We start from the raw sequence: 23,555 nt of genomic DNA, 5'->3' as shown, positions 1-23,555 counted from the left end.
CCGAATCAGACAAAGTCGCGGGAGATGTCGACGTTGATGATCCGTCCACGCTCGTCAAAGATCACAAACAGGTTGGAGGTGGCCTTACCGAATTCCACAGCCACAAGCACCAATTGCTGGCTACCGCCCTGATGAGCAATCACAGCGTCTTTGACCTTGCGAAAACCTCCAGCCACCCGCACGAGCTTGCTCCACTTGCGCTCAAGGTCCCCCGGGGCCAGCTCCTGCTGAAGCTGCAATGACATCTTGGATCGCGCTGCAATCAAACGTCCCGCCGCAAGGTCGCTTGTGAATTCGAGTGCTGTGGTTTCGATGGGCTGGACACGGTCAGCCCACTTCCATGCAAGCAGTTTGCCGTCCTCATCCAACACCAAAAGCATCTCTTCGTCGCCAGATGCGGTGGTCACGACAGCATCAACAGTTGTCGTGTTGTAACCAGGAATAACGCTGACGATGCGACTTGCATCGATGGCCACGCGCTGGTTCAGACGAGTCTGGACGCTCTGCAGGTCAACACTGGCCTGGATCGGAGCTGCCAGGGCGTCTAAACCACGCTCCCGTTGCGCTCCTTCAAAGCTCCCAGCAAACGTTCAGCGGCTTTTGTCGCTTGAGCTGGAGAGAGTTCAGTCTTTGTCAGCTCCTCCGCTGCTGCGGGATTGATCAACCCCATGGGGGCTGACAGAGCGATGGCCAGCAGGGCAGCGGAAAGCTTCACGGCGCGATTGATCAATCGAGGTTCAGTCTGCCGGAGTTGAACGGGTTCAGGCTGAGCAGCGAGCCAGCAAGGTCCAGTGTCATCGTCACCACGTGGTGGTTTGCACTTGGGGCAGCGCAGGGATGCTCCGGTGTGCCGGGATTCACTCCGATGGCTGGCCAGGCGGCAGCGGCGATCGAAAGGCGAAGACGATCTCCGGCGGAGCATGTGACCAGAAGGGGTTGGAGCAGCACCCGTCGCTCGACCATCTGTTCGGCCTCGGCCCCCAGAACGCGCAGCACTCCGCTGCTGAGTTGCTCAACGGCAGCACTGCCCTGAGGTAAGCGTGAGAGCACCAGGCAGAGGTCGAAGCCAGGCTGATCGGCTCCTGCGCGGATTTGCAGCTGCGGCTGACCTGACAACGCAATGGGTTCATCCAGCGGGGCTGTGGTGAAGGTGGCCACATCGGAGCGTGCATCCAGCGATTGCCGATCAGCAGGGCCAGAGGAGGGGCTGAGATGACCGCCGATGGCTGGCACAGGGCGCCAAGGGTCGTGAATAATCCGCTCCTCACCAACGCCAGCTTCGTTTGGGTTCAGGCGGCCGCTGGCGGGATCCAGGCATGCCAGGCCTTCCCCTTGGAGACTCCATGAGAGGGCACTGGGCTGTGGCCTTGAGGTCCATTGTTTGGTGCCGAGATCCCAGAGGTGCAGCTGATCTTGGCCGATTTGGACCTGTTTCAGGTGTTGATCGAAGAAGCGCAGTAACACCGTCTGGGCTTCAGGCCACCACTGCAAGTGGGTGGCCGGTCCGATGTGCAGTTCCGGTGTTCCCCCGGCCGCTTCAGAACGCCTGTAAAGATCGAGGAGTCCTAAAAGATGGGGATCCCACCAGCCCCCCAGCAGCAGCATCGGTTGGCGCAACCAGGATTGCGGGGCGTCATGGCGGCGCCAGGCGGTGCCATCAGCTGGATCCTGCGCCAGCCACTTGCAGGCCATCCCGTCGGGGTCGTGTCGTTGCAGCAGTTCAGGCCCGTCCCTCAGATAGCTGCCGTCCTCCAGTGCTCGTCGGATCGCTTCCCAGGCGTGGGAGTCCCCACGGCGTCGCGCCTGCTGGGCGGCCAGCTGCAGACCCCATCCCAGGTTCAGGTGCCACCAATGTGCACCGCCCTCGCTGCTCCAGTGGCGCCGCTCATCCAGCCCCGCCATGGCTGGAGCCAGGCAGTCCGGAGGGGGGGAATCTGCGGGGGCCAGCAGCTGCGTGATCCCCTGATACGAGAAGCCGTAGCAGCCGATCCGTCCGTTGCAGTCCGGCAAGGATCGGACCCAGTCATGGGTCTGGACGGTGTCATCCGCCTCCTGGGAGAAACCACGGAAGGTTCCCTCGGAATCCCCCTGGCCCCGCACGTCCTGAACCACCACCAGATACCCCTGGCGTGCCCACCAGCTGGGGTGGGCCAGGGTGACCGTTGAGGCCAGACGCCGTCCGTAGGGTTGTCGCATCAACAGGGCAGGCCAGGGGCCGCCGCTGCGGGGGTGCCACAGACGCGCCAACAACCGAATGCCGTCCCTGAGGAGCAGCTCCGCATCGTGCTCGACGATTTCTGATGCGCTGATCAAGGGCGATTCAACGGACATCGGGGCAGTGCATGCCCACCACATAGGTCACCAGCACTTCGGCGTCCTGTTTCGACAGCTTCTGATCGTTAGCAATGTCTCGCGTCACCTTTTTCGCGTAGGCGGATTGTCCCTTGGCGTTCAGATCCTGGAAGAGGCTGCACATGTCTTTGGCCAGTTGTGGATTGCGCTTGACGCTGTTGAGCAGCTCTGAATCCGCTGCTGCAGCAATGGATCCGGCCCATCCGAGACCGCAGACAACCAGCGAAGCGACAATCCGACCGATGTCCATAGGGCTTATCGCTGTGAACCGTTCATAAGCAAGCGCACAAGGCCCAGGCCTGATCAAGGGGTCAGTTCCCTGGTTGCCTAGCGCTCTGGATCCAGCGGCGGGCTGTGGCCAGGTCCACCACCGCCGGTCTGCCGGTGCCGAGGCTGCGTTCCAGGCGTCCCGTTTGCTGGACGACCCGTTCGGGTGTCGTGGCTGCAAGCGCTGCACGGGATGCGATGCCGGCATGCATCAGAAGAGCAGCATCTGGTGGGGCAATGTTGAGATCACAGACCAAAACTGCGATGCCCCTCAGCCGCTTGAGATTCCGGGGGGACGCTCGGCCGCTGCGGGCGAGGCGACTGAGCTGAGCATCGTCCAGGTCCCGCAACTGCTGCCAATCGTTGATTCCTGCCTCGTCCAGCTCCTGCTGTTCGCGTCGGAAGGACTGGGGCAGATCACGCAACGGTCTCATCACAAGAGCGTCATCAGGAAGCGGAGCGGCGGAAGTCCCGTTCTGTCTCCCCAAGAATCACGGGCTGGCTCACACCATCTGCGATGGGTTGAAGGGCTCGCAGCCGCACCGTCACAAAATTGCTGCCACGTCCAGACCCGCGCAGATTGCCAGCCAATTGCTGAAGCGTGGCGTCAACGGTGATCGGATCCAGGTCGGGCTTCACCTGGGCCACCACCAGATCGTTGCCGTTGTCGAACACCACGGGGGCCCGAATGGCGCCATCGACCACGACCGGCGGCGTGTAACTCAGGGCAAAGGCCCAGCAGCTGACCGCCAGCAGCAAAGTGAAACTGCTGACGCCCACCAAGCGAAAACGCAGTCCCCAGCCCGTAAGAAACGCCACAATGGTCAGCACACCAAGGCCGAGGCCTGACCAGGCCAGCCAGGGCGCTGCGGTGAGCAGCAGCTGATCAAAGGCCATGGCGGCTGGTCTCCAAGGAAAGGTCTCCTTATATTGCGCGAGCTTTGGGGGCAATCGTCGCAGTCGATGCGAGAAGCGCGGCGGTTGTCCAGATCCTTGATCCTCATTTCCAGCGCGGCTGTTGGTGTCGGATCTGTCCTGGCGGTGCAGACCCTGGATCGCACGGCTGATGAGGTGCTTGCTTCGTTTCGCGGACCACTGGAACGCAGCATCGGTACCGCTCTCGGTCACCCGATCACGTTCGGTCCTTACAAGGGGTTGAGGCCATGGGGTGTGGCCCTGGGCGAGACAACCATTGCCCCGACGCGTACTGATCGCTCCACGATCAAGGTCCAGGGCCTGAGTGTCCATCTCGACCCTTTGGCCAGCCTGCGGCAATGGCAGCCGGTGTTGCGGCTGAAGCTGCAGGGCCTCGATGTGGCCTTGGATCGCCAACCGGACGGTCGCTATTGGCGGTTCGGAGAGGTTTCGCAGGACGGGGAGGCCCCCCCGGATCTGGACCTGCGCTTTGAACTGGCTCAACCGGCCCGGATTCGCCTCACCCCCTCTGGAGATGAGATCCAACTGACCAGTCGTGGGTCTGTGCAGATCGCGCGGCAGCGCTTCTCAGCGATCTCGCGGCTGAGTCGGCTCGGGCGAGCCGGCAGCCTTGATCTGGAGGCCAAGGGGCGTTGGGATCGTCCAGAACTGGTGCTGAGCAGTCGTCTGCGATCCCTGGATCTCTCCACACTGGAGGCCGTTCTGCCTGGATCGGATGCCACGGGCTTAGCGGGCCAAGCAGGTGGTGACCTGGCGATTCAGTGGACACCAAGCCGCTTTCTCTGCCAGGGGCAGCTGAAGGTCAAGGATCTCGAGCTGCACAACACAACCCTGCCCGATCCCCTGCGGTCATCCGCCGTCGGAGTGAGCTGTCGCGGCGATCGGGTCAGCCTGATTCGCAGTCGTTTCCGCATGGGTGACTGGCGGGCTGACGCCAGGGGGTCGGTTCAGCTGGATGGAGCTGTGGATCTGCGGATCAATGTGGCGTCCTTGAAGCGCAAGGATCGCGCTCAACTCCAGCTGGATGGCCCCTGGTCCAATCCCCGTTGGCGTATGGCGGGGGTTGTGACCGTGCCTGAACTCGATGGGCCTTTGCGAGTGCAAGGCCAGCTGCGCACCCCCTGGATTGATCCCGAAGCCCGCCAGATCCAGGTTCAAACAGCCCTGCTCACCTCACCCGGCCTGCGCTTGCATCTGGAGGGCACGATCGACGAGCAGATCGACCTGCGCAGTCGTGAACTCAGCCTGGCGCCGTCGCTCTGGCAGCGATGGCCCGCCCTGAAACAGACCCTTGGCGAGACATCCGACATCTCCGGAGCGCTTTTAGCGAGCGGTTCCCTGGCATCACCAGCGCTGTCACTGGAGTTGGCCCAGGACCGCAATCTTGTTGTGCAGCGATGGGATCTCCGCGCGTCCTGGTCGAAGGCCTCCGGGCTCATGGCCCTCGATCGTTTCAACAGTCCTGTTCTGCGTGCAGCGGCGCAACTCCCCGTCAGCTGGCACAACGGCGCGCCGCAGCTCGGGGCGCTGAAAGCCGGCTTCGCGTTGACCTCACTGCCCCTGGCCCGCCTGTCGGCCGTCACACCCCTTCCTTTGCAAGGCCATCTGTCCGCCCGCGGCCGATTGCAGGGCCCTTTTGATGATGTGAAGACCACTGTGGCGTTGGATCTCCTCCGGCCTGGTGCCGGACCGTTGCGATTGCCGGAGCGGTGGCAGGGACAAGTGACTGGATCAACCGCATCGGCGTTCAACCTGCGCCTGGCATCGCAGGCTCCTGACACGGATGGAGCACTGAAGGTTCGGCTGGGTTCCTCCGGTTGGCCATTGCAGGCAGATCTTCGTCGTGGGACCGGCAGCTTGACCGTGCGTTCCGGCGCCAAAGGTCAGGTGGAGTGGAATGCCGATCAGCTGTCAATCGCGGGTCTTCAGCTGACGCTCCCTTCGGGATCGGCATCAGGCTCGTTGCAGGGGAGTCTGAGTGGCGACGGCGTCCTGGCCCTGCAACCGGTGGAGCTGGTTGGTGCTGTGCAGCTGGAGGACCCGCAGCTCCGTGGACTTGGTCTGAATCGGATCGAGTTGGAGGGACGTGTCTCAGGAGGGCGCTTCAGAGCCCTTGGCCGGCTGCAGCCGCAGCAGGGTGAGATTCAGCTCACCGCTGAGGGACGGGTCGGGGCTGATCTGCGCAGCCGGATTGAAGCCTCTGGACTCGATGTGCCCTGGTTGGTGCAGATGGCCCGTCAGCTTCGTGGCAGCCAGCTCACCGCCACGGGGACACCTGTTCGTGCCGAGGATCTCGGCAGGTTAATGATCGACACCTTCGGCGGCAGTCTCGACGGTCATCTGCGCGCGCTTCAGCGGTCTCGGCAGTGGCTTGAGGCCTACGAGCGTGATCATCCCCAAGCGCGCGTTGATCCAGGTGACCTGCGCGGTCGCCTGGATGCTGTCCTCAACCTTTCAGGCCCGGATCTGGCATCGCTCTCGCTGGAGGCGGAGGCCCGGGCTCATCTGTGGATGCAGGGTGATGATCAGGACCGGATGCTTCAGCTGGACCCCTTGGTGGCTCAGCTGAGCGGTCCTCTGCAGGGCGGCCAGGGTCGCTTCAGCCTTCTGCATCTGCCCTTTTCGCTACTGGCCTTGGCCGTTCCGGTTCCGTCCGCGTTGCGTGGGGCGATCGGTGCCACCGGCTCCTACGACCTGTCAGGTGCCGGTCCGTTGCTCACCACTGAGTTGGCCCTGGAGCAGGCACGGTTCGGTGAGCAGGAGCTTCGTCTTGAACGCCGAGCCGTTGTGTTGTCCTCAAAAGGTCTTGAAGTCGATCTCGCACTCCGCAGTATCGATGCCGCTGAGGCCTTGCAGATGCGCGGCACTGTTCCGCTGTCACTGCGTGATGCGTTGGATCTCGAGCTTGAAAGCCATGGGGATGCGCTGAGCTTCCTGGCGGCCCCGGCCGGCGATGCCCTGCGGCTGACACGCGGCAGCAGTGATCTGCGGTTGCTGCTCAGCGGATACCTGGATCAGCCCCAGGCCAATGGATTTCTGGTGATCCGTGACGGTGCTTTCACGGCCGCTGATCAAACCCTGAAGCAAGTCAATGCGTCCCTTTTGTTTGATTTCAACCGGGTTGAGGTCAGCCAGCTTGAGGCCACCCTGGCGTTGGGGGGCACGATCTCGGCTGAGGGGGCCATCGGTCTGTTCATTCCCCGTGATGAGGAGACACCGCTCACCATTCGCCTGACCAAAGGGACGATCCGGCAGGAGATGGTTGATCTGGCTGCGGATGCAGACATCACGGTGAGGGGCGCGTTGAGCCAGCCGCTGATCAGTGGCCAGCTCAACCTCCGTAATGGGGTGATTCAGCCCCGCAGCGGCTTGCTGTCGCGTCTTCGTAAGGGTGGTGGCGCCTCATTGCAGCAGGGGATTCAACCGTCGCAGGCCAATGTCTCAACGCCATTCTCCACCGCAGCACTGCTTGAAGAAGGCTGGGATTTCCAAGACCCCCTGGTGCTGTTCGGGCCTGGTGCCCCCGCCCAGTTGCCGGCGGCTTTTCAGGATCTGATGCCGGATCTTTCGGCGGTTCGTTTCCGCAACTTCCGTCTTGGTCTGGGGCCCGATCTGCAGGTGCGGATGCCGCCGCTGATCAGTTTCCGTGGTGGTGGTCAGCTGCTGGTCAATGGACCGTTGGATCCGTCGCTTGAGCTGCGGGGCCTGATTCGTCTGAACCGCGGCCGGGTCAGTCTGTTTTCCACCACCTTCCGCCTCGATCCACGTGCTCCCAACGTCGCAGTGTTCACCCCATCGCTGGGATTGGTGCCCTTTATCGACATAGCGATGAAGACCAGGGTCTCGGATGCGGTGCAGCCCGGGACGGCTGGCAATGCCAGCTCGGCCAATGTCTTCGACACCAATGGTCTCGGCGATGGGGGTGGCCAGCTGCGGTTGGTGAAGGTCACCGTGGAGGCCGCCGGACCGGCGGATCGTTTGATCGGCAATCTCGATCTGCGCAGTGTCCCGCCCATGTCGCAGCCGCAGCTGTTGGCGCTGATCGGTGGCAACTCTCTGTCAGGCCTGGCTGGAGCCGGTGGAGCCGCCCTGGCGACGGTGCTGGGACAGTCGCTGCTTTCACCGGTTCTCGGAACGCTCACCGATGCAATGGGACAGCGGCTCCAGATCGCCTTGTTCCCCACCTACGTCACACCGGATATCAAGGATGAGGATGAGCGCAGGTCTGGGCGGGTGGCTCCCACCTTCACGCTGGTGACAGAAATCGGTGTTGATGTGACCGATCGCTTTGATTTCTCGGTGCTTGCAGCTCCGAACACCTCGGATGTCCCCCCTCAGGCGACGGTCACTTACCAGGTGACACCCAACACGGCTTTGTCAGGGTCCGTCGATTCCAATGGCATCTGGCAGAGCCAGCTGCAGCTGTTCTTCCGCTTCTGAAACCATGGATGACGGGCAGGCGATCGGCATTGATCTCGGCGGAACGGCCATCAAGTTGGCCCGTTTTGATCCCCGAGGAGCCCTGTTGGCTGAGCTCGAGGTGGCCACCCCCCAGCCCGCGGTGCCAGGAGCCGTGACGATGGCCCTCTGCGATGCCGTCGAGGAGTTGGATCCTGATGGAGCCGCGGCCTTGGTGGGGGTCGGATTGCCTGGGCCGATGGATGCCACGGCTCGGGTTGCGCGGGTTTGCATCAACCTGCCGGGTTGGGAGGACGTGCCGCTGGCGGAGTGGTTGGAGGTGCGGTTGCAGCGACGCGTCACCCTCGCCAACGACGGCAATTGCGCTGTGGTGGGAGAGGCCTGGTGGGGCGCTGCCAAGGGGTTCAGCGATGTGGTGCTGTTGACCCTCGGCACCGGAGTTGGAGGCGGTGTTCTGCTCGGTGGGCAGCTGTTCACCGGCCACAACGGCGCGGCGGCGGAACCGGGCTTGATCGGTGTCGACCCCGATGGTCCCGCTTGCAACAGCGGAAACCGCGGATCCCTGGAGCAGTTCGCGAGCATTGCAGCGTTGCGTCGCCTGTGCGACCGGGACCCCCGGGAGTTGAGTCTGGCTGCAGAGGAGGGGGAGCCGGCAGCCCTTGAGGTGTGGGAGCGCTACGGCACTCGCCTTGGGGTGGGGCTGTCATCCCTGGTGTACGTCTTCACGCCGCAGCTGGTGTTGTTGGGCGGTGGTCTGGCCGGGGCTGCTCGCCATTTCCTGCCCGCGGTGCGACGGGAGGTGGAGCTGCGGGTGCAGGCGGTGTCCCGGGAGGGACTGCGGATCGACGCTTGTGCTCTTGGCAATGGAGCCGGTCGCCTGGGGGCGGCGCGGCTGGCGCTGTTGCGCCTGGGCGGGATGATGGCCGACGACTGAGTCGCTTGCTGCCATGACCACTGTCCCGGAGCCTTCAGCAGAGCTGTTGCAGAGGGCCGGAGCTGTCCGTCTGGCGGCGGTAGACCTGGGGCAGACGGACGACCAACAGCGGGCCGATGCGCTTCAGGCGATGGCGGATGCCTTGGCGGAGCGGGCTGAGGTGATCGTTGCCGCAAACCGTGAAGATCTGGAGCGTTCCGCGGCTGAGGGGCTGGCCCCGGCACTGATGGCCCGGTTGAAGCTGGATGCCGGCAAGCTCCGCGGTGCCATCGATGGGGTGCGAAAACTGGCCTCTCTGCCCGATCCGCTTGGCAGACGGCAGCTGCATCGAGAGCTGGATCAAGGCCTGGTGTTGGAGCGCATCTCCGTTCCTCTTGGCGTGGTGGGGGTGATCTTCGAAGCCCGCCCGGATGCTGTGGTGCAGATTGCCTCGCTCGCCATCCGCTCCGGCAATGGCGCCATGCTCAAAGGCGGCAGCGAAGCGCGTTGCACCAATGAAGCGGTGATGGAGGCCCTCAAGCTGGGCCTGGGCCGCAGTGCCGTGGCACCGGATGCGTTAACGCTGTTGACCACCCGCCAGGAAAGCCTGGCGTTGCTGAGGCTGGATGGCCTGGTGGATCTGATCATCCCCCGGGGCAGCAACGAGCTGGTGCGATTCATTCAGGACAACACCCGCATTCCTGTGCTGGGTCATGCGGACGGCATCTGCCATCTCTACGTGGATGCGGCTGCTGACGTGGACCAGGCGGTACGCATCGCCATCGACAGCAAGACCCAGTACCCGGCCGCCTGCAATGCGATCGAGACCCTGCTGGTGCATGCCTCGATTGCACCGGCGTTTCTGGCGTCTGCCGTGCCGGCCTTTCAAGCTGCCGGTGTCACCCTGCGGGGCGATGAACACAGCCGCCAGCACGGCATCAGTGACGCTGCCACCGATGAGGACTGGCGAACGGAATACCTCGACATGATCCTGGCGGTGCGGGTGGTGCCTTCCATGGATGCCGCGCTCGAACACATCCGTCGCCATGGATCCCGCCACACCGAAGCCATCGCCACCACCGATGACCAGGCGGCGGAACGATTCCTGGGGGCTGTTGACAGTGCTGGCGTATATCTGAACTGTTCCACCCGTTTTGCGGATGGCTTCCGTTACGGGTTTGGAGCTGAGGTGGGCATCAGCACCCAAACCCTGCCGCCGCGCGGACCAGTGGGACTCGATGGTTTGGTGACCTATCGCTATCGGCTCCGGGGTGACGGACACATCGCCGCTGATTTCGCAGACGGAACCCGCAGCTTCACCCACACCGATCTGCCCCTGTGACCGCAAACGATGCGATCCATGTGAGGGGTCTGCGCCTCTGGGCCCATGTGGGCGTTCTGGAGCAGGAGCGTCGGGATGGCCAATGGTTCAGTCTCGATATCAGTCTCTGGACTGACCTTTCCAGTGCCGCAGCGGCGGATGATCTGGCCGGCAGCATGGATTACAGCTTGGCGATCCGCTCCCTGCAGGCTCTGGCCCGGGAGATCCGTTGCCTCACGATCGAGCACTTCAGTGATCGGGTGCTGGATCGTCTGGAGCAGCTCTATGGAGCGGTTCCAATGCGGTTGACCCTGAGCAAGTGCGCCGCCCCGGTGCCGGGGTTTGATGGTGTGGTGGCGGTAGAGCGCGCTCGCCATGGGGCTCCATGACAAGGCCCCTTGTGCTTGTCCATGGCCTGTGGGATACCCCACGGGTGTTTCATCGGTTGATCCAGCGGATCGATCAGCCGGATCGTCCCTTGCTGGCACCGCATCTCCCCCATGGTCTTGGGGTGGTTCCGCTGCGGGAGCTGGCCCGACGCCTTGATCAGCACATCCTGCAGCAGTACGGGCGGGAGACCCCGATCGATCTGCTTGGGTTCTCCATGGGAGGTGTGATCGGGCGGATCTGGCTGCAAGAACTGAGGGGAGCTGAGCGGACAGATCGTTTTTTCAGTGTCGGCAGCCCCCAGAACGGAACCCTGGCGGCCTTGGCTGTGCCCCGCCGGCTGCTGGCTGGTGTGGCGGACATGAAACCCGCCAGCGACCTTTTAAAACAGCTGAATCGACAGGTCGGTGCCTTGGCTCCGGTGGTTTGTCGAAGTTATTTCTGCCGTTGGGATCTGATGGTGTCTCCCGGCTGGATGGCTGTGCTTCCGCGGGGAACTCAGACGGAGCTGCCGGTGTGGACCCACCAACAGCTCATTGCTCATCCGCAGGCTTTGCAGAGGCTGGCCCAGGATCTGGGATGTTGACTCAGGTCGCCTGAAGACCCGAATGGCGGATCAGGGCCTCGCTGCTGGAGACTCGACCGCGGAAGGCCTTGAACACCTCAGCTGGCGCGCGGCTGCCGCCAAGGCTCAGCACCGTGTCCCGGAAGCGGGCACCGGTGGCACGCACCTGATCCTCCTGGTCGAGGCCGACCTCCTCAAAGGCGGCATAGGCATCGGCACTGAGCACCTCGGCCCATTTGTAGGAGTAGTAGCCGGCGGAATATCCCCCCGCGAAGATGTGCCCGAAGGCGCAAAGGAAGCGATCTTCCGGGATCGGGTGCATCACGGTGGTGGTGTTGGCGATGTCGCGACGTAACTCGTCTGGACTCAGTCCCAGCTGCGGCGTCCACTGGCTGTGCAGCCGCAGATCGGTGAGGGCGAAGTGCACCTGCCGCAAGGTTGCCAGTCCGGCATTGAAGGTGCGGCTGTTGCGGAGTTTGTTCACCTCGTCCTGGGGCAGAGGTTCTCCGGTCTGCCAGTGGCGGGCCATGCCCATCAAGGTGCTTTGGTCCAGACACCAGTTCTCCATGAACTGACTGGGAAGTTCCACCGCATCCCATTCCACATTGCTGATGCCGGCGGCTTCCGGTTCCTCGACGGTGGTGAGCATGTGCTGCAGACCATGGCCGAATTCGTGGAAGAGGGTCTCCACCTCTTCGAAGCTCATCAGGCTGGGGGCTTCTCCAACGGGGGGAGTCTGGTTGCAGATCAGGTAAGCCACGGGCAGCACAAGGCTGCCGTCACTAGTGCGGTGACGCCCGAGGCACTCATCCATCCAGGCTCCACCGCGTTTGCTGGCGGGACGGCTGTATGGATCCAGATAAAACGCGGCGATCGGTTCGCCACCACGGCGACGGACGTGAAAGAAACGCACGTCGTTATGCCACACAGGCGCCTCGCCATCTCCCGGCGTGATCTCCACATCAAACAGACGTGAACAAAGGCCGAACAGGCCATCGAGCACCTGAGGCAGCGGGAACCATGGGCGCAGGGCTTCCTGGTCCAGATCAAACCGTTCGCGTCGCAGTTTTTCTGACCAATAGGTGATGTCCCAGGGGGCCAGGGCGTCGGCTTCGGCTGCACCCTGTCGGCTGGCGCAGGCCTTGAGTTGCTCCAGCTCCGTCTCGGCGGCTGGATAGGCCGCGGCACGCAGCTCCTCCAGCAGCGCTTCGACGGCCGGAACGTCGTCGGCCATCTTGCTGGCAAGGCTGAGTTCGGCCCAATGGGAGTAGCCAAGCCGCTGGGCCTGCTCCCGGCGCAGTCCGAGGATTTCCTCGATCAGTGGAGCATTGTCCAGCTCTCCCTGGCTGGCACGGCTGACATGGGCTCGATAAACGGTCTCCCTCAGTGACCTGTCATCGGCGTGGGTGAGAACCGGGATGTATCTCGGCATGTCCAGACCCACCAGCCACGGTCCCCCCTCGGCAGTGGCTTCTGCGTCACCGGAATCCCGTGCTGCGGCCGCCAGGGCCTCCAGTGCTCGCTTGGGCAGACCTTGCACCTGCTCGGGATTGGTGAGCTTGAGGGTCCATTGCTGGGTGGCATCAAGAACGTGATTGCCAAAGCTGGTGGAGAGGGCTGCGAGACGTTCGCTGGCTTGGTTGAAAGCTTTCTGATGCTCGCCATCGAGACCGACACCCCGCTGTTGCATCGACAGCAGTTCGGAGTCGAGTATTCGCTGGCGGGTGGCGCTGAGGGGCTCGCTCGGCTCGTCCTGCAGGCGGCAGAGAACCTGATGCAGCACCTTGCTCTGACCCAGGCGGTTGCTAAGTCGCACGACCTCAGGTTGTTGAGCCGCGTGGGCTTCACGCAGCTCCGGCGAATTGCAGACGCCGTTGAGGTGGGAGATCACACCCCAACTCCAGCGGAGACGCTCTCCGATGCGCCGCATCGGCTGCATCACCTCCTCCCAGCTGATGGAGGCGCCACTATCCAGCCTGGACTGAAGCGTCGTCTCCAGTTCTGTGAACTGCTGTTCAAGTTGAGCCAGCAGGACGGGGATGTCCTGCTGGACCAGATCCGGTGTGATCTGCTCGAAACAGGGAAGGCCGTGCCCCTCAAGCAGGGCGGAGGGCATGGAGGTGCTCATCTCAACCGATGGGTAGGTGCTCGATCAGGGCCACCAGAGCCCTCTGGCCCAGGTCAGTGGCCAGGTTGTCAGTGGACGCTTCGTAGAGGTCCATGGCGATCCTTGGCCAGATGCCGATCACCAGGGTCGGTACCAGGAGGCTCATGCCGATCACCAGTTCCCTTGGGCGCATGTCTTCAACACTGGCCAATGCTGGGATCCTGGGGCCAAAAAACACCCTTCTGCACATCGACAGCAGATAGATCGGGGTCAGCACCAGGCCGATGGCGGCCAGAAGCACGGTGATGGCACGGAACAGCGAGGTGAAGCCCTCCTGACTGGTGATGCCGAGGAACACCGTGATTTCACTGATGAAACCGCTCATGCCCGGGAGGGCTAGAGATGCGAGTGAACTGGCCAGGAAAAAGGCAAACGTGATCGGCAGAGCTTTTGCCAGGCCACCCATATTCGGAATGGACAGGGTTTTGGTGCGCTCGTAAAAGACGCCGGTGAAAAAGAACATCGCGGCCGCGATCAGTCCGTGGCTCACCATCTGCAACATCGCGCCGCTGATGCCCAGAGCATCCACGGCCCCGATGCCGAGCAGCACAAAACCCATGTGACTGACGGAACTGCAGGCGATCCGACGCTTGACATTGTCCTGAGCGAAGGCGTTCAGGGCGCCATAAACAATATTGACGATGCCGAGGATCACCAGCGCAGGAGCCAGGGTGAGATGGGCGTCCGGCAGCATCTGGACGTTGAAACGCAACAGGGCGTAGCCGCCCATCTTCAGCAGCACGCCCGCCAGCAGCATCGACACTGGAGCGTTGGCTTCGCCGTGGGCATCAGGCAGCCAGGTGTGAAGAGGGAACATCGGCAGTTTCACGCCGAACCCCACCAGGAATCCCAGGTAACAGAGAAGGCCGAAGCTGCCGCCTGGGGAACGGGAGGCCAGTTCCGTGAGATTCAGGGTGAACTGATCACCGGACAACGCCAGGGCCAGTCCGCTGATCAGGATCAGCAGGGAAGCCAGGGCTGTGTACAAGATGAATTTGGTGGCGGCGTATTGACGGTTCTGTCCGCCCCAGATGGCGATCAGCAGGTAAACCGGTACCAACTCCAGCTCCCAGGCCAGGAAGAAGAGCAGGAAATCCTGTGACAGGAAGACCAGACCCTGGGCTGACGCCTGCACCAGCAGCAATGCGAAGTACAACTTGCATTTGCGCTGCACCGACCAGCTCGCGGCGACGGAGAGGAAGGTGACCAAGCCGCTGAGCACCACCAGAGGTGCGGAAAGTCCATCCGCCCCAAGGGACCACTCGAGGCCGATGGAGGGAAGCCAGCTGACCCGTTCCACCAGCTGCAAACCACTCAAGCTGGGATCAAATCGGGTGCTGAAGACCAGCAACATCAACAGAAGGTCCACGAACAGGACGATCAGGGCGAAGTTGCGCGGCCAGGGTGAGGGATGGTCATCGTCCCCTGGCATCAGGGGCATCAGCAGTGCTCCGAACGCTGGAAGCAGAACAATCAACGACAGCCAGGGGAAGGCTGATCCCGCCATTGCGTCCGTCGCTAGCCCGGAGTCCATTCAGCGTCCGCAATCTTTAACAAAGCTAACAGGGCTGATTCTGCGATCTGGGTACAACTACCCAGCATCCGCGGGCTGCCAGTGGCTTCCGGAGGTCTGCAAATTCAGCACAGGAGCCCGGCTGGCCACGCCGGCAGCTTCCCAGGCCTTGACCATGGCCCTGCTCACGGCCTGGCCCTTGTCTTCGGCGCAAAGGGCGATGATGCTCGGCCCAGCCCCACTGATGGCGCATCCCCAGGCTCCCGCCTCCAGGGCCGCGGCTTTGACGTCATCCCCGCCTTTGATCAGGCGCCAGCGATAAGGCTCATGCAGGCGGTCGTGCATGCCATCCGCAATCAGATCACCATTACCGGTGCGAAGACCCTGCAGTAACAGGGTGAGCGCTCCCAGGTTGACCACGGCATCGCTGACGGGGATCGCCTTCGGCATGGCTCGACGGGCTTCGCTCGTGCTCAGGCGAATCGATGGAATGGCCACAACGGCCTTGACGCTGCTGATCCATTCACAACGCACCACCCTCCACCGCTGAGAGGCAGCCTTGGCGGTCATGCAGAGCCCTCCAAGCAAAGAGGGCACGACGTTGTCGGGATGCCCCTCGATGTCGATGGCCAGCTCCAGCAGTTTCTCCTTGCTGAGGGGTTCACCGACGAGCGCATTGGCCCCCATCAGTCCGGCGACGATGGCGGTGGCGCTGCTGCCCAGCCCCCTCGCTGGCGGCACTGCCAGACGGACCCTGGCTTCCAGCGCCACAGGTTCCATGTTTGCGGCTTTCCAGACCCGTTGAGCCGCGCGGTAGACGAGGTTGTCGGGCCCGCCGCGTAAGTGACTACCATAGGTGCCCTCAATAATTAGTTCGAATCGCTCACCGCTGCCTTCGATCCGCCGCATGGCAAAGCGGTTGTTGAGATCCAGGGCGGCACCAAGGCAGTCGAAGCCCGGTCCGAGGTTGGCAGTGGTCGCCGGAACATCCACCACCACTTTCTGACCGATGCGCGGCTGCGACATCCCTGAACGTCTGCTCAGGCCAGTGTCCCACCCGACTCCGCCAACATCCGTGCTCGGCAGGCAGAGCTGAACAGACCAGCCTCCGGATCGATCACAGCGGTGACCTTCAGACCGCTGATGAAGTCCTTGAACCGACCTTTGTCGCGCATTGCCTCAAGGAACAGCGGGGATTGCAGTCCGTTGCGTTGTTTTGAGGCCGTGCCGCCTCCCACCCAGAGACCACCGCTGCAGAGTTCCTGCAGGGCCAGGTCACCTGTGGCTGAGCCGTAGGCCGACAGCCACAGGTCAAGGGCATGTCGCATCAGAGGGTCCCCCTCTTCGGCCGCGAGAGACACCTGAGCTGGAAGGTCACTGGCCATATTTCGCCGCCAGGCCTCAGCCACAGGACGAAGGGGGTGGGATTGTGCGCCTGGCTGCTGCAGCAGCCAATGGGCGATGTGGCCAAGCCCTGTGCCGCTCACCACCCGCTCGATCGACAGGCGGTCGACTCCCAGGTCCTGTTTGAGCCAGCAGGCCAGTTGCCATTCCTCATCGCTGCGCGGTGCGAATTCGCGATGTCCACCCTCGCTGGAGAGAGCCATCAGCCCGTTGCTGGTGCGAACGCCTCGAGCCATGCCGAGGCCGGTCCCAGCTCCAAGGATGGCCAGGGGCCCGTCGTCCTGACTCCCCTCCTGCAGCACCACCTGCTGATCCGCGCCGAAGTGAGGCAGGCCGTAGATCAGCACACCGAAATCGTTCACCAGCTCCAGTTGCTGCATCCCTGCGGCGGCAGCCAGATCCTCTTCCTTGAGCTGCCAGGGGAGGTTGGTGATCCGGGCCTGCCGATTGCGAACAGGGCCTGCCACGGCGATGCAGCCATGGGTTGGCGCCTGGACGTCCTTGGGCCGTTCCTCAACAAACGCCTGAAGCATCGGCTCCAGCGATGACCAATCAGCTGAGACAAACCGTTGCTGGTGACGTTTGATCAGCGTTTCACCCTCGAGGTCGTAGAGCGCAAGAAGGGTCTTGGTCCCCCCCATGTCGCCAGCGAGAAGAGTGGGACGGGGCATCAAAGCGAGTGGATGAAGCTCACCTACTCAGGCTGCGACCAATCCGGATGAAGGGCAATCCAGGGTGCCAGATCAAAAAAAGTTCAACGGCAGCGGCCCCCAGGTGGTGCTGGGCAGGCTCTCGTCCTCACCATGCCCAGTGATCAGGATTCCCTGGCCGAGGCCGTGTTCAATGCGGATGCGGACCGATCCACCTTGTTGGTTTGCTTTGAGGAAGACAGGACCGTCTTCGTCGGTGCCGTCAACAACTGCCATGGGATCCCATCCCTGGCTTGTTTCCAGCGCCCTGAGGGCCGCGAGGGCTTTTTTGGCAGAGGGGGCCATCACACCGACGGTGAACCAAATGGAGCTGGCCATGGCCGAGGCGAGCTCTGCTCGCAGGCGTTTGCAGGTCTCCAGGCTGAGCTCCGGTGCATCGCGCAGGCGGGCCAGATCGCTGAGGGCGGAGATTGGCGACTGGGTCATCCGTTCAGCCCCAGCCCTGCGGCACGTTGGCTGTTGGCGCTCTCTGCAGCTCGGAGCAAATCGGCCACAGCCGCCACACCTAGATCACCATCCCTGCGGCTGCGCAGGCTCACGGCGTTTTGCTCAGCTTCCTTGGCACCGATCACTGCCAGAACCGGGATCTTCATCTGTTCGCCGGTGCGGATCAATTTTCCGAGCCGGTCGCCACTGCGATCGATCGTGGCCCGCACGCCCGCCTGGGTGAGCTGGTCGAGCAGGCTTTCGGCATAGGGCTGCACCTCATCGGTGACCGGCAGCAGCCGCACCTGCTCAGGGGCCAGCCAGAAGGGGTAATCGCCGGCGTAGTTCTCGGTCATGATCCCGAAGAATCGTTCCAGCGAGCCGAAGATGGCCCGGTGGATCATGATCGGCCGCTGTTTGCTGCCATCAGCAGCAACGTAGTCGAGCTTGAACCGCTCCGGCAGGTTGAAATCGAGCTGGATGGTGGAGCACTGCCACATCCGGCCGATGGCGTCTTCGATCTTGAGGTCGATCTTGGGGCCGTAAAAGGCACCGCCACCTTCATCGATCTTGTATTTCCAGCCCTTGCGTTCCAGTGCTTCGATCAGGCCCTTGGTGGCGAGGTCCCAGACGGCGTCATCGCCGATGGACTTCTCCGGGCGGGTGGAGAGGTTGATCTCGTAAGTGTTGAAATCGAAGGTGGAGAGAATCCGCTCAGTCAGGTCGAGGATCTTCAGTATCTCGTCGCTGATCTGCTCGGGCAGGCAGAACACGTGGGCATCGTCCTGGGTAAAGCCGCGCACACGCATCAAACCGTGCATCACGCCCGGCCGCTCGTAGCGGTACACCGTGCCCAGCTCGGCCCAGCGGATCGGCAATTCCCTGTAGCTGCGCAGCTTGCTGGCGTAGGTGAGCACGTGGAACGGGCAGTTCATCGGCTTGAGCTGGTACTCCCGCTCGTCCACCTCCATGGGGCCGAACATGCTCTCGGCGTAGAAATCGAGGTGGCCGGAGGTCTTCCAGAGGCTGATGTCGGCCACGTGGGGCGTGTAGAGCAGCTCGTAGCCCCCTTCGAAGTGAGCCTGGCGCCAGAACTCCTCGATCAGCAGACGCATGCGGGCGCCACGGGGGTGCCAGAACACCAATCCAGCACCAGCTTCATCCTCGATTGAGAACAGATCCAGGTCTTTTCCGATGCGGCGGTGATCCCGGCGCAAGGCCTCTTCCTTGCGGCGTTTGTGCTCGGCCAGTTGTTCGGGGGTTTCCCAGGCCGTGCCGTAGATCCGGTGCAACTGGGCCTTGGTTTCATCACCGCGCCAGTACGCCCCTGCCACGCTCTCCAGCTCAAAAGCTTTGGCGTTGAGCTGGCCGGTGTGCTCCACGTGGGGGCCAGCGCAGAGATCCCACCAGTCCTCTCCGAGGGTGTAGAGGGTGATCGGATCCTGGAGGCCTTCCAGGATCTCCAGCTTGTAGGGCTCGTTCTGGGCCTTGATCTTGGTTTCCGCCTCAGCGCGCGTCACCTCGACACGCTCGAGCGGGACCTTTTTATTAATGATCTTGATCATCCCCTTCTTGATCGCCTTGAGATCGGCTTCGGTGAAGGGATCGGGGTTGTCGAAGTCGTAGTAGAACCCGGATTCCGTCCAGGGCCCGATGGTGACGCGGGCCTTGGGGAAGAGCTGTTGCACCGCCATGGCCATCACATGGCTCATCGAGTGGCGGATTTTGAGCAGCTGCGAGCTTTCGCTGGTTTTGGGCAGGACCACCGGAGCTGAAGGGGCTGGGGTGGTTGCTGCAGCGCTGCTCACCGGTTTGCGGTCGGGGCCCGCCATCTTATGGGCCGTGGTTCAAGACGATGCAATGAACGCTGACGATGCACCGCTTAAGCAGGAAGCAGGCGCGCTGATGGAGTCACTGCTGACGTCTTTGCTGGATGACTTTGACCATTGGTTTCAGCGGGGCGAACAGTTGCTCGAGAACTGTCCCGCCTCCGTGGTGAGTCACGACGATCAGCGGGCATTCCTTGATCGTCTCCGGGAAGGACAACGCGCCGTTGCAGCCACCCGTGCCCTGGTGAAGGCTTCATCGCAGCCGATGGCTGTCTCCATGGAAGCCATGACCCCTTGGCATGGCCTGGTCACGGAGGTGTGGGGGTTGGCCGCAAGGATCGGAGGTGCCAGAGCTGATCAGGCACCGAGTTGATCCTTGAGTTGTTTCAGGTTGTCTTCGTAAAAACGCACCAGTTCCCTGTGGCTTTTCACGGGTTGGCCGTAGGCCGAACGCCCTGAGCGGGTGGGGAACGAAGCCCACTCTGGTGCCAGTCGTGCCATGGCCGTCCTCGTCAGGCCGCGGCTGTCGATTTCACCGAGAGCTCCACGACGCTTCACCAGGTGGAGTGCGGCCTGGTCCTGATACCTCGGCTCGAAGCTGTGAAGAGTGAGTTCTTCTGCCAGCCCGTTCCACGTGGCAGGAAGAAATTGATATGCACCCGCTGCAGCGCTGGCGTAGCGATTCACCACCACCTTTTGTGGATGGCGAGATAGGTCGTGAAATTGGCTGCCGCCATAGAGGATGCGATAACCCTTGTTTTCACCATCGGTCCAGGTGCCCTCTGCATAGCGAATGGTGTTCAGCAAAGCGCGCCGCTCAGGAGTGAGCCGATAAGGCCCCTGTTCTTGAACGTCGGCCAGCAGAGAGCGTTTGAGTTCCGTAACGCTGCGCGTTCCAAGACTGGTCGCGGTGGCAACCGGCGAGGCTCCGGCACACAGCAAGACTCCACAGAACAGTGGGGCTGATACAGCCAACACTGTTGAGGATTCTTTGATGTGAAGAAATGGCCTGAGCACTCATGTGTGTCAAAGAGTTCAACAAGCTGATGGATGACCTCGTGTCAACACGAGATGGGTCTCAAGGGGCTTGACGTAGCCCCTGTGGTGTGTTTATGCCGGCAAAAGAACCTCGCAAGACGCGCGAGACTCGCTTGTGTGCAGATGTTTCGCTGAGATCCTGGTTCGGAAGGAGTCGACGTCATTTGGGGGATCCATCGATCAGCTCCGCTGATCGACAGTCCGTTCTGTAATCAGCTGCACTTCGCGAATCCCAAAGCATCTCTCACACGTTCCAGCGATGCGTTGGCCACGGATTCAGCTTGATCACGACCCTTGGCCAGGACGCGATCGAGCTCGACGCGGTCTGCCATCAGCTCTTTGTGGCGAGCCTGAATCGGTTCCAGAGCCGCCACTGCTGCATCAGCCAGAAGGGGTTTGAACTGTCCCCAGCCCATGTCTGCACACTCGTCTGCAGCTGCTTCACGGCCCTTGCCGCTGAGGATCGCGTAGAGACCCAGGAGATTGTCTGTTTCCGGACGGTCAGGATTGGAGAATTCGAGACCTCGCTTCGGATCGGTCTTTGCCCGTTTGATCTTTTTGGTGATGAGTTCAGGCGGGTCGAGCAGGGTGATGCGGCTGCCCTCGTTCGGGTCGCTTTTGCTCATCTTGCTGCGTCCATCCGTGAGGCTCATCACCCGTGCGCCTTCTTTGAGGATGAGCGGCTTGGGTACCTTCAGTACCGGACGTTCTTCGCTTCCGAAGCGCGCATTGATCCGCTGTTGGGCGATGTCACGCGCCAGCTCCAGGTGTTGCTTCTGGTCTTCCCCGACTGGAACGAGGTCCGCGTCATAGAGAAGGATGTCTGCCGCCATCAGAACGGGGTAATCCAGAAGGCCGACGGAGACGTTGTCCCCCTGTTTCACGGCCTTTTCCTTGAACTGAATCATCCGCTCCAACCAGTTGAGCGGTGTCACGCAGTTCAGCAGCCAGCACAGCTCACTGTGGGCGGCGACTTGACTCTGGATGAAAATTGAGCACCGCTGCGGATCCATCCCGCAGGCCAGATAGAGCGCAGCGGTGTTGAGGGTGTCGTCCGCTAGCCGGGCCGGGTCGTGGGGAACGGTGATGGCATGGAGATCAACCACGCACACAAAGGTGTCGTGGGTGTCCTGGAGATCAACCCAGTTGCGAATCGCTCCAAGCCAGTTGCCGAGGTGCAAGGCACCGGTCGGCTGCACACCGGAGAGAACCCTCGGTCTCCCCATGGATCAGGCCTCAGGGGTTGCTGCTTTGGACTCCTCCTCGTTGGGAAGGTCTGTCGAAGCCTCCGCTGGTGTGTCCTCTGCGGGAGCGTCTGATGGCGTCGCTTCTTCGGGGGTCGATTCCGGTTCCGGCGTCGGCTCCGGTTCGGGTTGAGGCTTGGCGGGGCGAGCGAAAGGATCGGGGCGGGAGCCACGACCGCCTTGGCGATCATCATCCGAGCGCCGCCCGCGACCGCCACCGTCTCGACCGCCACCATCACGTCCACCGCCCTCGCGGCGGCCTCGTGGGGCCTGATTGCGTTGCTGTTCGATCAGCTCATCCAACTGACCGTCTTCCAGCATCTGACCCAGGGTTCGCAAGGCGAAACCGAGAACAGCCACGGTGGAGCGAAGGTTGAAGGCCTCCTGCAGCGCACGGGCAGAACGCATTTCGTTCTCGCTCAGGCGGATGCGGAACCCACCGCCTTCGCGGTTGCCAGGGCCACGGCCGCCACGGCCGCCGCCTCGACCACCTTCACCGCGGTAACCGTCACCGCGGGAACCGTCGCCTTGAGCCCCCTGCTGTTGGGGCTCGCCGTAGGAATCACTCATGGCCCGTGGCCTGGAATCAGGCGCAAGTGTGCCGCATCGACGGTGTGCTGTCCGAAACCCAGTGCAGCTGATGATCTGTCGCTCCCCCAGCTCGGGGCAGCACCAGCATCGGGATGGTGGCCACACCCGCTTCGATGGAGCGCCGATAGCAGCTGATCAAGGCCAGATATCGCTGGACGGTCCAGTCGTGCTTCCGATCCTGCTGACTGGCCCAGAACCGTTGCAGGGCAGTGCGACAGTCATCGTCCCCGAATTCCCGCCAGCACTGTTCCTGGGCCTGCAGCGGCGACCATCCCTGCGCCACCAGCTCGCGGTAGCGGCACAGTTCCGGGGCCTCTTCACAGCCATCAGGTGGCAACCAGCGGTGCAAGTTGCCCAGCTCAATCATTTCCAAGCGAAGCCAGCAGCGTTGTCGGATCAGCACAGGAAGCTGCCACGACCAGGCCAGTGAGCTGCGCACGTCGCCCAGCAGGTTGTGCAGACCCTGCAGCTGCCGCCTGGTCAATCCCTCCAGGGGATTGGCTGGATCAACCATGGGTGCCGGTGTAGGTGATCCCGTCCTCCACATAATCCTTGGGCTCCAGATGAATCGTGCAGCGCACCGGGCCGAAGACCCGATCGAGTCTCTCCTCCACCAGTTCAGTGATGCGGTGGGCTGTCGATAGATCGTTGGTCTCCACCACCATGTGCATGTCGATGAACACCTGCTGACCCAGAACGCCGCGACTGGCGATGTCGTGACAGTTGATCACGCCGGCCACGGCCATGACTTCCCTGTGGATGGATTCCGGCGCGATCGCGATGTGGTCCACCAGCCAGGGCAGGGTGCGGCGTAGCACCTTCCAGCACACCCTGATCAAAAGCAGTGCCATCGGAATCGCCAGAGCGATGTCCAGCCAGGAGATCTCGAGCCAGAGGGCACCTGCCATCCCAAGCAGCACCACCACAGTGGTCCATACATCGCTGGCGGCGTGCTGCGCATCGGCCTTGAGCAGAGAGCTGTTGAGGCGTCGACCCTCCCGGTGTTCGTAGCCCGCCAACAGAAGGTTGAACCCAAGAACCAGCACCAACAGCATGAGTTCGTGGCCCCCAACGCGGATCGGCGGAAGCCCTTCCAGCAGCCGTTCCCCGGAGCGCAGCAGGATCTCCAGCGCTGTGAACAGGATGAATCCAGCAATACCGAGGGCCCCGACGGCTTCGTATTTGTGATGGCCATAGGGGTGATCCCGATCCGGCTGAGGGTCGGAGAGGTTGTTGGTGATCAACCCCGTGAGGCTGGAGAGTGCATCCGTGGCGCTGTGCATGGCATCAGCGATCACCGCCAGCGATCCGCTGGTGACACCCACCAGCAATTTCAACAGCGACATGCTGATGTTCAGCCCAAGGGCCACCATCAGCACTCGGCGGACGTCTGATCGCCGGTCACCGGACCTGCCGCCTCCGTGGCTCTCCAGGGCGATGGCCATCCATCGTGTGCAGCAACCACCACACGGT

Annotated in this window: 23 protein-coding genes; 6 read left to right on the top strand and 17 right to left on the bottom strand. The window is 62.6% G+C overall.

Annotated elements, in window-relative coordinates; translation table 11 throughout:
* Positions 1-5: 5 nt before the first annotated feature.
* From TX72_RS07500 to TX72_RS07480, 6 genes are all read right to left on the bottom strand, one after another.
* Positions 6-476 (bottom strand): DUF3887 domain-containing protein, encoded by a 471-nt coding sequence (locus TX72_RS07500; RefSeq protein ID WP_011128357.1) that lies wholly within the window; start codon positions 474-476, stop codon positions 6-8.
* Positions 477-544: 68 nt separating this feature from the next.
* Entirely contained in the window at positions 545-715 is a 171-nt protein-coding gene (locus TX72_RS14730; protein WP_225867684.1) for a hypothetical protein, read from the bottom strand.
* A gap of 11 nt (positions 716-726) precedes the next feature.
* On the bottom strand, positions 727-2,331 hold the full coding sequence (locus TX72_RS07495; protein ID WP_042503615.1) for a CocE/NonD family hydrolase: 1,605 nt from the start codon (positions 2,329-2,331) through the stop codon (positions 727-729).
* Positions 2,321-2,602, bottom strand: coding sequence for a DUF8664 family protein (locus TX72_RS07490; RefSeq protein WP_011128355.1), 282 nt, complete (start codon positions 2,600-2,602; stop codon positions 2,321-2,323). The genes TX72_RS07495 and TX72_RS07490 overlap by 11 nt, the downstream gene beginning before the upstream one ends.
* Before the next feature lie 61 nt (positions 2,603-2,663).
* A complete protein-coding gene (locus TX72_RS07485; RefSeq protein ID WP_011128354.1) occupies positions 2,664-3,053 on the bottom strand; it encodes a DUF4332 domain-containing protein in 390 nt (129 codons plus the stop codon).
* Positions 3,054-3,066: 13 nt separating this feature from the next.
* The gene (locus TX72_RS07480; protein ID WP_011128353.1) at positions 3,067-3,516 is read right to left on the bottom strand and encodes a Ycf51 family protein; all 450 of its coding nucleotides are present in this window, start codon (positions 3,514-3,516) and stop codon (positions 3,067-3,069) included.
* 96 nt (positions 3,517-3,612) lie between these two features.
* Here TX72_RS07480 and TX72_RS07475 point away from each other — a divergent pair, with 96 nt between their 5' ends.
* From TX72_RS07475 to TX72_RS07455, 5 genes are read left to right on the top strand one after another with little or no spacing between them, the layout of a single operon-like run.
* Positions 3,613-7,995 carry a translocation/assembly module TamB domain-containing protein gene (locus tag TX72_RS07475; RefSeq protein ID WP_158305741.1) on the top strand — a complete coding sequence of 1,461 codons (4,383 nt, stop codon included), beginning with the start codon at positions 3,613-3,615 and terminating at the stop codon, positions 7,993-7,995.
* 4 nt (positions 7,996-7,999) lie between these two features.
* Positions 8,000-8,908 (top strand): ROK family protein, encoded by a 909-nt coding sequence (locus TX72_RS07470; protein WP_011128351.1) that lies wholly within the window; start codon positions 8,000-8,002, stop codon positions 8,906-8,908.
* A 13-nt stretch (positions 8,909-8,921) separates the two neighbouring features.
* On the top strand, positions 8,922-10,229 hold the full coding sequence (locus TX72_RS07465) for a glutamate-5-semialdehyde dehydrogenase (protein WP_011128350.1): 1,308 nt from the start codon (positions 8,922-8,924) through the stop codon (positions 10,227-10,229).
* Positions 10,226-10,597 (top strand): dihydroneopterin aldolase, encoded by a 372-nt coding sequence (gene folB / locus TX72_RS07460; protein ID WP_011128349.1) that lies wholly within the window; start codon positions 10,226-10,228, stop codon positions 10,595-10,597. Before TX72_RS07465 ends, folB begins: the two co-directional genes overlap by 4 nt.
* Positions 10,594-11,181, top strand: coding sequence for an esterase/lipase family protein (locus tag TX72_RS07455; protein ID WP_011128348.1), 588 nt, complete (start codon positions 10,594-10,596; stop codon positions 11,179-11,181). Before folB ends, TX72_RS07455 begins: the two co-directional genes overlap by 4 nt.
* Before the next feature lies 1 nt (position 11,182).
* Here TX72_RS07455 and TX72_RS07450 read toward each other — a convergent pair whose 3' ends face one another.
* The 6 genes from TX72_RS07450 to thrS form a co-directional block, all read right to left on the bottom strand.
* A complete protein-coding gene (locus TX72_RS07450; protein ID WP_011128347.1) occupies positions 11,183-13,288 on the bottom strand; it encodes a M3 family metallopeptidase in 2,106 nt (701 codons plus the stop codon).
* Between the two features lies 1 nt (position 13,289).
* Positions 13,290-14,861, bottom strand: coding sequence for an NAD(P)H-quinone oxidoreductase subunit 4 (locus TX72_RS07445; RefSeq protein WP_011128346.1), 1,572 nt, complete (start codon positions 14,859-14,861; stop codon positions 13,290-13,292).
* A gap of 57 nt (positions 14,862-14,918) precedes the next feature.
* A complete protein-coding gene (gene thrB, locus TX72_RS07440; protein ID WP_011128345.1) occupies positions 14,919-15,866 on the bottom strand; it encodes a homoserine kinase in 948 nt (315 codons plus the stop codon).
* A 14-nt stretch (positions 15,867-15,880) separates the two neighbouring features.
* Positions 15,881-16,915, bottom strand: a complete 1,035-nt coding sequence (gene glk / locus TX72_RS07435) for a glucokinase (protein ID WP_011128344.1) — start codon at positions 16,913-16,915, stop codon at positions 15,881-15,883.
* Positions 16,916-16,987: 72 nt separating this feature from the next.
* Positions 16,988-17,380 (bottom strand): DUF1824 family protein, encoded by a 393-nt coding sequence (locus TX72_RS07430; RefSeq protein ID WP_011128343.1) that lies wholly within the window; start codon positions 17,378-17,380, stop codon positions 16,988-16,990.
* Positions 17,377-19,212: a threonine--tRNA ligase gene (gene thrS, locus TX72_RS07425; RefSeq protein WP_011128342.1), complete on the bottom strand. Its 1,836-nt coding sequence runs from the start codon at positions 19,210-19,212 to the stop codon at positions 17,377-17,379. The genes TX72_RS07430 and thrS overlap by 4 nt, the downstream gene beginning before the upstream one ends.
* A 28-nt stretch (positions 19,213-19,240) precedes the next feature.
* Between thrS and TX72_RS07420 the strand changes: the two genes are divergently transcribed.
* Positions 19,241-19,582, top strand: a complete 342-nt coding sequence (locus TX72_RS07420; protein ID WP_011128341.1) for a DUF2605 domain-containing protein — start codon at positions 19,241-19,243, stop codon at positions 19,580-19,582.
* Here the strand turns inward: TX72_RS07420 and TX72_RS07415 are convergent.
* The 5 genes from TX72_RS07415 to TX72_RS07395 form a co-directional block, all read right to left on the bottom strand.
* A complete protein-coding gene (locus TX72_RS07415) occupies positions 19,567-20,226 on the bottom strand; it encodes a glycoside hydrolase family 24 protein (RefSeq protein ID WP_011128340.1) in 660 nt (219 codons plus the stop codon). The two genes, TX72_RS07420 and TX72_RS07415, sit on opposite strands and share 16 nt — an antisense overlap.
* A 233-nt stretch (positions 20,227-20,459) precedes the next feature.
* Complete coding sequence (trpS, locus tag TX72_RS07410) at positions 20,460-21,473, bottom strand: tryptophan--tRNA ligase (protein WP_011128339.1); 1,014 nt, start codon at positions 21,471-21,473, stop codon at positions 20,460-20,462.
* Between the two features lie 3 nt (positions 21,474-21,476).
* The gene (locus tag TX72_RS07405; protein ID WP_011128338.1) at positions 21,477-22,061 is read right to left on the bottom strand and encodes a DUF8668 family protein; all 585 of its coding nucleotides are present in this window, start codon (positions 22,059-22,061) and stop codon (positions 21,477-21,479) included.
* Between the two features lie 16 nt (positions 22,062-22,077).
* Positions 22,078-22,596: a hypothetical protein gene (locus tag TX72_RS07400; RefSeq protein ID WP_042503611.1), complete on the bottom strand. Its 519-nt coding sequence runs from the start codon at positions 22,594-22,596 to the stop codon at positions 22,078-22,080.
* Entirely contained in the window at positions 22,589-23,527 is a 939-nt protein-coding gene (locus TX72_RS07395; RefSeq protein WP_011128336.1) for a cation diffusion facilitator family transporter, read from the bottom strand. The genes TX72_RS07400 and TX72_RS07395 overlap by 8 nt, the downstream gene beginning before the upstream one ends.
* Between the last annotated feature and the right edge of the window lie 28 nt (positions 23,528-23,555).

It is taken from the genome of Parasynechococcus marenigrum WH 8102 (genome assembly GCF_000195975.1).
GTDB lineage: Bacteria > Cyanobacteriota > Cyanobacteriia > PCC-6307 > Cyanobiaceae > Parasynechococcus > Parasynechococcus marisnigri.
This window is presented reverse-complemented; position numbering and strand designations above follow the sequence as displayed.